The organism is Mangrovibacter sp. MFB070, from assembly GCF_000705335.1.
GTDB lineage: Bacteria > Pseudomonadota > Gammaproteobacteria > Enterobacterales > Enterobacteriaceae > Mangrovibacter > Mangrovibacter plantisponsor.
The window spans coordinates 106004-114515 of the sequence record NZ_JJMI01000042.1 but is presented as its reverse complement, the minus strand read 5'-3'; the positions used below and the strand labels follow the sequence as shown (position 1 = coordinate 114515).

The following is an 8512-nucleotide window of genomic DNA, read 5'->3' as shown; positions in this document are numbered from 1 at the left end:
CGCTCGACTTGCATGTGTTAGGCCTGCCGCCAGCGTTCAATCTGAGCCATGATCAAACTCTTCAATTTAAAGTTTGATGCTCAAAGAATTAAACTGTTTATTCGTAATGAATTAACTGTTAGTCACTCTTTAAGACTTGATAATTTTTAGCGTCTTTCGACGTTAAGATATCAGTGCTTATGAGTGCCCACACAGATTGTCTGATAAATTGTTAAAGAGCGTTGCCACCGTATTTCCGGGTGGCGCGGGCTGCGTATATTACGCTTTCCCGCTGCAGAGTCAAGCATTTATTTTCACTTAACTTTGCCTGACAGGCCGGTTTGTTTGCCGTTGTGCCGTGTCAGTGGAGGCGCATTATAGGGACTCTTCTCAGACAGGCAAGTAAAAATTTAAAAAAATTTACTAACCGCATTTTTTTTCACCATACCGATGGGAAATTCAGCAAATATGCTGTTATTTGCTGAATTAAACACCATGAAAGAGTCGCGAGTGGCATACTAAAGCAGTCAAAACGCCTGAGGATTACCCCGCATGTCACTGAATGCACAACAACTGGCGGCCCAAAAGAACCTTTCCTGGGTACTGGCCGAGAAATTAGCCCGCAAAATACTGACTGGCGAGTATGAGTCAGGGTCTATTTTACCTGGCGAAATGGAGTTAGGTGAACTGTACAGCGTCAGCCGAACGGCAGTGCGTGAAGCTGTAAAAACCCTGGCTGCAAAAGGGATGGTGCTTCCCAGACCACGTATTGGTACGCGTGTTATGCCCCGCAGCAACTGGAACTTCCTCGATAAAGAATTACTCACCTGGTGGATGACCCAGGATAACTTCAGTGAAATAGTTAATTACTTCCTGATAATGCGTAATAGCCTTGAACCCCAGGCCTGTGCACTGGCGGCAAGTAATGGTACCGGTGAGCAAAAAGCCCGCCTGGCATCAACAATGGAAGATATGAAAGCACTACGAACTAAATATGATCGCGAAATATGGGTAGATATAGATACTACTTACCACGAACAAATTTACATCATGAGCGGAAATCCATTTCTTTCTTCTTTTGCGAACCTGTTCAGGTCTGTTTATTACAACTATTTTTCTTCTATTGCTCACAATGAAGTTATCAAGCTCGACAGCCATCAGGCTATTGTCGATGCAATCATAAAGGGCGACAGCCAACAGGCGTTCATTGCCTGCCAGGCATTGCTGGCTGAAGATAAATAACCACACACCAGGCGTACAAACAGGATTGGTATGCTCCATAAAGCCCGAAGCATGTCTGGCCTGCCATGGATAGCCGCGATGGCTTTCTTTATGCAGGCGCTTGACGCAACTATCTTAAACACAGCGCTTCCGGCTATTGCTCACAGCCTGAATCGTTCTCCCCTGGCAATGCAATCGGCGATTATCAGTTACACGCTGACTGTCGCCATGTTGATTCCTGTTAGCGGGTGGCTGGCAGACAGATTCGGTACACGCCGGGTTTTCATGATTGCTGTCACCTTGTTTACACTAGGCTCTCTGGCATGCGCGCTATCCGGGTCTCTGGGCCAACTGGTCATCTTCCGTGTCATTCAAGGGGTTGGTGGGGCTATGATGATGCCCGTGGCCAGGCTTGCACTATTGCGTGCTTACCCACGCAGTGAACTGCTTCCGGTTTTAAACTTTGTCACTATGCCCGGCCTGGTGGGCCCGATTTTAGGGCCTTTACTGGGAGGAGTTCTTGTTACATGGGCGAGCTGGCACTGGATATTTCTCATTAATATTCCGATAGGAATTATGGGGCTGCTTTATGCCAGAAAGTACATGCCCAATTTCACGACACCCCCAAGGCATTTTGATCTACCAGGATTTTTGTTATTTGGCCTGAGTCTGGTTCTTATTTCCAGTGGTGTTGAGTTATTTGGTGAAAAGATTGTTGAGCCCTGGCTGGCTGGCAGTATTACGCTGGGAGGAATCGCCTTGCTGCTGGGGTATGTGGCTCATGCGCATAACCATCCGGCTCCACTGATTGCCTTGCCTCTATTCAGAACACGCACATTCTCGGTAGGTATTTTAGGCAATATAGCCTCCCGCCTTGGTACAGGATGCATTCCTTTCCTGATGCCGTTAATGCTTCAGGTGGGTTTTGGTTTCCCGGCGTTTATAGCAGGTTGCATGATGGCACCAACAGCTGTTGGGTCGATTCTGGCAAAATCGACAGTGACACAAGTGCTAAGGAAATTCGGCTACCGCACCACACTGGTGGGAATTACCGCTTTTATTGGTCTGATGATTGCTCAGTTCGCCCTGCAATCCCCCGGCATGCCACTGTGGGAACTGATTTTACCGCTGTTCATTTTAGGCATGGCAATGTCCACACAGTTTACATCCATGAACACCATTACACTTGCCGACCTGTCTGATGAAAATGCCAGTAGCGGGAACAGTGTTCTGGCCGTTACACAACAATTATCCATAAGCCTTGGTGTGGCAGTAAGTGCTGTAATTTTACGGTTCTATGCCGGATTTCCGCATCTTGATACTGTTGCGCAATTCCACCATACGTTTATTACTATGGGATTAATCACGATGCTGTCTGGCGCCGTCTTTTTAATGTTGAAGAAGAAAGACGGGAGAAATTTAATTGCCAGAAAAATGCATGACTAGGCGGAACCTCTGATGATGAGTTCTGGCGTAAGCTGTAAACGCTGCTGCTGCTGTGCTGGTTCAGCCATACGATGAATAAGCACATCAATTGCCAACTCACCCAATTCATCTTTTGGTTGATGAATAGTGGTGAGTGGCGGTGTCATATACTGCGCCAGTTCAATGTCATCATAGCCAATAACAGCCATATCCTGAGGCACAGATACTCCAGCCTGATACAGAGCCTGATATGCGCCAACAGCCATTGCATCATTACCGGCAAAAACAGCGTCAGGCCGCTCAGGTAACGCAAGTAATGACTGCATGGCCTGGTACCCACCCGAAAACTCAAAATCACCGGTAATTTCATACCCTTCAGGGATAGTTAACCCAGCACGAGACATGGCGGCACGGTAACCGTCAAGACGGAGGCGGGAAGGTGTTTTATCTAATGGACCTGTAATACAAGCGATACGCTGGTAGCCTTTGTCAATAAGGTACTGAGTGGCCATGTCGCCTCCCAGTAATGAGTTATCCTGAATCAGATCACTGGGGCCACTAAATGGCTCCCAGTCCATCATCACAATAGGAATTGCCGGGTAACGCGCAATAATGGCGGGAGAAGGCTGATGAGTCTCCGTACACAATAACAGCAGCCCATCAACACGCTTTTGCAGCAATGTTTCCAGATTGCGGTTCATACGCTGTTCATCACCTTCGGTATTACACAGCACCAGGCTGTAGCCCCGTTCGAAACAACTCCGTTCCACACCACGAACCAGTTCCGAATAAAATGGGTTGGTACTGGCGGTAATCAGCATTCCAATAGTACGGGTCTGGTTCAACTTCAGGCTTCTGGCTAGTGCCGAAGGCGCGTAGTTAAGCTGTTTAACAGCCGACTCGACCTTTTCACGTACCGGGTCACTGACATAGCGGTCATTATTGATGACATGAGAAACCGTTGATGTGGAAACCCCCGCCAGCCGCGCCACATCTTTCATTGTCGCCACAAAAACTATCCTTGCTCAGAAAGAAAACGGTCAATCTCTTCACGCCATGGTACAGATGGCTGAGCCCCTTTGCGGGTTACCGCAATGGCAGCAGCGGCATGGCCAAAACGAATGGCGTCCCGCAACGGTTTCCCTTCAATCAGTGCAGTAACCAGCGCGCCATTAAACGTATCACCAGCGGCAATCGTATCCACTGCTTTAACTTTGAACCCGGCAATACGCTCATTAATACTTCCGTCACTTACCCACACACCACGGCTTCCCATGGTTATCATGACAATACCAATACCTTTCTCATGTAATTTTTGTGCGGCTTTGGCGGCATCAGCTTCTGTTTCAACGCGAATACCGGTTAATTTCTCTGCTTCCGTTTCATTAGGGGTAATGATATCGACCAGAGCCAGTAATTCATCGGAAAGTGGGCAGGCTGGAGCTGGGTTGAGAATAACAGTGGTATCGTTCTGATGAGCAATACGGGCCGCAGCAAGTACGCTTTCCACTGGGGACTCCAGTTGCATCAATAATGCTGATGCACTGGCAATCAGTGTACTGTGCTTTTCTACCCGCTCAGGCGTCAGTGCGCTATTGGCGCCCGCATGAATACCAATAACGTTCTCGCCTTCCTGGTTAACGAAAATAAGCGCTACCCCGGTTGATTCCCCATCAACAGAATCGACAGGCGAGACATCAATGTTGTCGCTGGCTAACTGCCGACGTACTTGCTGGCCAATATCATCGCTCCCAACACAAGCGATAAAAGAGATATTTGCGCCACTACGGCCGGCTGCAACAGCCTGGTTGGCACCTTTGCCACCAAAGGCAACCTGATAATGCTGACCTGTTACCGTTTCCCCCGGAGTCGGAAATTGTGCAAGGTTAAGAATATGGTCCGCATTGATACTCCCCAGAACAACAAGCTTCTCAGTGGTCTTCATTATCAGGATGTCCTTTTTAGTGCGCCACCATAACTGGTGGCGCTGCCATGCTTTTCTTAATGTCGAATTATTTGGTAACCAGTTTCAAATCCACCGGGATTTTTGCTTCAACTTTTTCGCCTTTAAGCACTTTATCTGCCGTTTCAACGCCGATAACGCCAATTTGCTCAGGCTGCTGGGCAACTGTGGCACCCATTTTTCCACTTTCAACCGCTTTGATACCGTCATCTGTGCCATCAAAGCCAACAACTAATACGTCTGATTTCCCGGCGGTTTGCAAAGCACGTAACGCACCCAATGCCATTTCATCATTCTGCGCAAACACGGCCTGCACATCAGGATGCGCAGTCAGCAGGTTTTGCATAACGTTCAGGCCTTTTGTCCGGTCGAAGTCTGCAGGCTGGCTGGCAAGAACATTAAATTTATGGGCAGCAACTGCCTGGGCAAAACCTTCGCCGCGTTCACGCGCAGCAGAAGTCCCGGCAATCCCCTGTAACTCAATAACTTTGGCGTTATCGCCAAGTTTTTTCGCAATAAAGTCACCCGCCATTTTTCCACCAGCAACGTTATCAGAAGCGATGTGGCTGACAACAGTGCCCTGGTTTGCCACACGATCAAGTGTGATAACCGGGATTTTAGCCTGATTAGCCATTTTAACTGCGTTGCCCACAGCATCGGAATCAGTTGGGTTAATCAGCATCAGTTTAGTGCCACGTACTGTCAGATCCTGTACGTTAGCCAACTCTTTCGCCGGGTTGTTTTGAGAATCCAGAATCACCAGGTTATAACCCAGTTTATTCGCCTCTTTTTGAGCACCGTCTTTCAGGGAAACAAAGAAGGGGTTATTCAGAGTAGAAATAACCAGTGCGATGGTATCTTTTGCCATGGCATTTGCACTCACTGTCGCGCTCAAAGCAACAGCAGAAACGAGGGTTGCCAGTTTTTTCATATTCATATCAAGATGTCCTGTAGAGTAATGAATTACTGCTTTTTGTTGTCCACCAGCACCGCCAACAAAATTACAACCGCTTTGACGATCATCTGGTAATAGGAAGAAACACCTAATAAATTCAAACCATTATTCAGGAAGCCCAAAATCAGCGCGCCGATAAGCGTTCCCATAATGCGCCCTTTCCCGCCAGCAAGGCTGGTCCCACCGAGCACCACAGCGGCAATCGCATCTAATTCATACCCCGTCCCGGCAGTAGGTTGAGCAGAAGAAAGACGCGCGACTTCAATAATGCCAGCCAGAGAAGCCAGCAGGCCACACAGGGAATAGACAATAATCTTTACTTTATCAACACTAATCCCGGACAGACGGGTTGCGGCTTCATTACCACCCAGCGCATAGATGTAACGGCCCAGGCGCGTATGGTGCAACATATACCATGCAGCAGCGAACACGATTGCCATAATCCATACTGGTGTTGGGATACCCAGTGGGCGACCAATACCAAACCAGCCAAACAAGTCTGCGTTATCGGAAAACCCCGTGTTAACCGGGCTACCGTTGGTGTACACCATGGTCACCCCGCGCAGTAACAGCATCATGACCAGTGTGGCAATAAACGCCTGCACCCGCCCTTTCGCAACAATCACCCCGGTAACGCCACCAATAGCCGCACCCAGTGCCAGAGCAGCAGCGATGGCAACCAGTGAATTGACTTCAATCCCCACAATGGATGCTGCCACAGCGCCCGTTAGCGCCAGTAATGAACCAACGGACAAATCAATGCCAGAAGTGAGGATAACCAGCGTCATCCCGACGGCCATAATGGCGTTCACGGAGGTTTGCTGGAGAATATTAAACAGGTTGTTTACTGTGAAAAAATTAGGGCTCATTGTAGATACAATGGCAATCAACACCAGGAGCGCAATCAACGATTTTTGCTCCATCAGCCAGGCTTTACTGAACCAGCGACGGGATGGAATAGACTGGGTACTCATTTTTTGCTCCTGTTACACACGGGTAAGCTTGCCAACGGCGGCTGCCATCAGGACTTCCTGAGTGGCCTGCTCGCGTGTAAATTCACCACCATGATGCCCTTCATGCATCACCATAATGCGATCACTCATACCAAGCACTTCAGGCATTTCAGATGAGACCAGAATGATGCTCAGCCCTTCTGCCTTAAACTGGTTAATAAGCTGATAGATCTCTTTTTTTGCCCCGACATCCACACCACGAGTCGGTTCATCAAGGATAAGGACTTTAGGACGGGTCATCAGACCGCGGGCTATCGCCACTTTTTGCTGATTCCCCCCGGATAAGAAACCAATAACCTGGTTCATAGAGGGGGTTTTGATATTAAACAGGCGGATAAAATCACTGACGGCCTGTTGTTCATCTTTATGTTTCAGGCTGCCACCACCATGGCTGAAGTAGCGCAGGGCAGTCAAAGACATATTCTCTTTAACGGACATCCCCAGCACCAGGCCGTCTTTTTTTCGGTCTTCCGAGATATAAACGATGCCGTTCGCCAGGCCATCTTGTGGAGAGTGAGTAACAACCTCATGCCCATCAAGCGTGACATAACCACTGGTACGCTGCAGCGCACCATATAGCACTTTCATAAGCTCGGTTCGGCCAGCGCCCATCAGCCCTGAAACGCCCAGGATTTCGCCTTTACGTAACGTAAAACTAATGCCATGCACACCTGGCCCGCACAGGTTATCCACTTTCAGGCGAATATCGCCAGGCAGGTTATCAATATGCGGATACTGCTCTTCGAGTTTACGACCAACCATCATTTCTATCAGGCTGTCTTCTGTAAGCGAGCTGACTTCACGTTCGGCAATAAATTGCCCGTCACGAAACACGGTCACATCGTCGCAAATTTCAAAGATCTCTTTCATACGATGCGAAATATAAACAATGCCACGCCCCTGAGCTTTCAGCTCACGAATGACATGGAACAACGACTCAGTTTCGGTATCAGTCAGGGCATCCGTTGGTTCATCCATAATGATGACGCGGGATTCAAAACTCAGCACCTTGGCGATTTCAACCATTTGCTGGTCGCCGATAGATAAGTCACCCACCAGGTAGTCACTGGTAAAACGTAAATTCAGGTGCTTAAGCAGTGCATCGGCTTCGCGATACATACGTTTCCAGTCAATACGCCCAACCCGGTTAACAAACTCGCGGCCAAGAAAAATATTCTCAGCTACAGTCAGTTGCGGGATAAGGTTAAGTTCCTGGTGAATAATGCCAATACCCGCTTCCTGGGAAGCTTTAGGCCCGCTGAATGTTGTCTCTTTTCCCAGCCAAAGAAGTTCTCCGGCATCACGGGAATAGATACCTGTAAGCACTTTCATCATGGTGGATTTACCCGCACCATTTTCGCCCACCAGCGCCATAACCCGGCCCGGCCAGACATTTAATGAAGCACCTGATAAGGCTTTTACGCCCGGGAACGCTTTATCGATCCCTTTGAGTTGCAGTAACGCGTCCATAGAAACCCCTAAAAGGTCACGCCTGCGTGAAGAATAATATTCGCATACGGGGAACACTCCCCGCTGCGAATGACCGCCTTACAATCTGCGGTTTGTTTTTTAAATTTTTCATGAAGGACATAGGTCACTTCTATTTGATTCCCCTGGTGTTGCTGCAGCTGCCTGATTTGCTCAAGCAACGTTTCATGAAGAGTGGGATTGTGCTGCTTAATTTCTTCAGCCAGAGTCACCGCCTCAACCTGCATTTCTTGTATTACCACGCCAAAAACTTGCAAAAAGCCAGGCACACCATGAGTCAATGCCAGATCAATACGTTGGATTGATGCTGGAACTGGAAGCCCGGCATCACCAATGGCGATAGTATCTGTATGCCCCAGACGGGAAATAACAGAAGAAATGTCAGCGTTCAGTACAGTGCCTTTTTTCATCTTTACACTCCATCAGCGAAACGTTTCGCTGAAAAGAGTTTAGCGTCCTGAAAGTGGG

The 8512-nt window shown here is 48.4% G+C and carries 8 protein-coding genes and 1 rRNA gene; 2 read left to right on the top strand and 7 right to left on the bottom strand.

All coding sequences use genetic code 11. The features are described from left to right. Nucleotides 1-68: ribosomal RNA gene (locus DT73_RS20055) — 16S ribosomal RNA — on the bottom strand; the annotation flags it as partial. A 463-nt stretch (nucleotides 69-531) separates the two neighbouring features. Between DT73_RS20055 and DT73_RS20050 the strand changes: the two genes are divergently transcribed. Then, a complete protein-coding gene (locus DT73_RS20050; protein WP_036114065.1) occupies nucleotides 532-1221 on the top strand; it encodes a FadR/GntR family transcriptional regulator in 690 nt (229 codons plus the stop codon). A gap of 30 nt (nucleotides 1222-1251) precedes the next feature. Then, on the top strand, nucleotides 1252-2646 hold the full coding sequence (gene mdtD / locus DT73_RS20045; RefSeq protein WP_036114061.1) for a multidrug transporter subunit MdtD: 1395 nt from the start codon (nucleotides 1252-1254) through the stop codon (nucleotides 2644-2646). On the opposite strand, the gene rbsR is transcribed toward mdtD, so the two are convergent. The 6 genes from rbsR to rbsD all read right to left on the bottom strand — a co-directional run bounded on the left by rbsR (nucleotide 2643) and on the right by rbsD (nucleotide 8454). After that, the gene (gene rbsR / locus DT73_RS20040; protein WP_036114059.1) at nucleotides 2643-3626 is read right to left on the bottom strand and encodes a ribose operon transcriptional repressor RbsR; all 984 of its coding nucleotides are present in this window, start codon (nucleotides 3624-3626) and stop codon (nucleotides 2643-2645) included. The two genes, mdtD and rbsR, sit on opposite strands and share 4 nt — an antisense overlap. A gap of 14 nt (nucleotides 3627-3640) precedes the next feature. Continuing rightward, complete coding sequence (rbsK, locus tag DT73_RS20035) at nucleotides 3641-4570, bottom strand: ribokinase (RefSeq protein ID WP_036114055.1); 930 nt, start codon at nucleotides 4568-4570, stop codon at nucleotides 3641-3643. A 67-nt stretch (nucleotides 4571-4637) separates the two neighbouring features. Continuing rightward, nucleotides 4638-5525, bottom strand: a complete 888-nt coding sequence (rbsB, locus tag DT73_RS20030) for a ribose ABC transporter substrate-binding protein RbsB (RefSeq protein ID WP_036114052.1) — start codon at nucleotides 5523-5525, stop codon at nucleotides 4638-4640. Between the two features lie 26 nt (nucleotides 5526-5551). Next, a complete protein-coding gene (gene rbsC / locus DT73_RS20025) occupies nucleotides 5552-6517 on the bottom strand; it encodes a ribose ABC transporter permease (protein WP_036114049.1) in 966 nt (321 codons plus the stop codon). Nucleotides 6518-6529: 12 nt separating this feature from the next. Then, nucleotides 6530-8026: a ribose ABC transporter ATP-binding protein RbsA gene (rbsA, locus tag DT73_RS20020; protein WP_036114046.1), complete on the bottom strand. Its 1497-nt coding sequence runs from the start codon at nucleotides 8024-8026 to the stop codon at nucleotides 6530-6532. A gap of 8 nt (nucleotides 8027-8034) precedes the next feature. Continuing rightward, nucleotides 8035-8454 (bottom strand): D-ribose pyranase, encoded by a 420-nt coding sequence (gene rbsD, locus DT73_RS20015; protein ID WP_036114043.1) that lies wholly within the window; start codon nucleotides 8452-8454, stop codon nucleotides 8035-8037. Nucleotides 8455-8512: the final 58 nt, after the last annotated feature.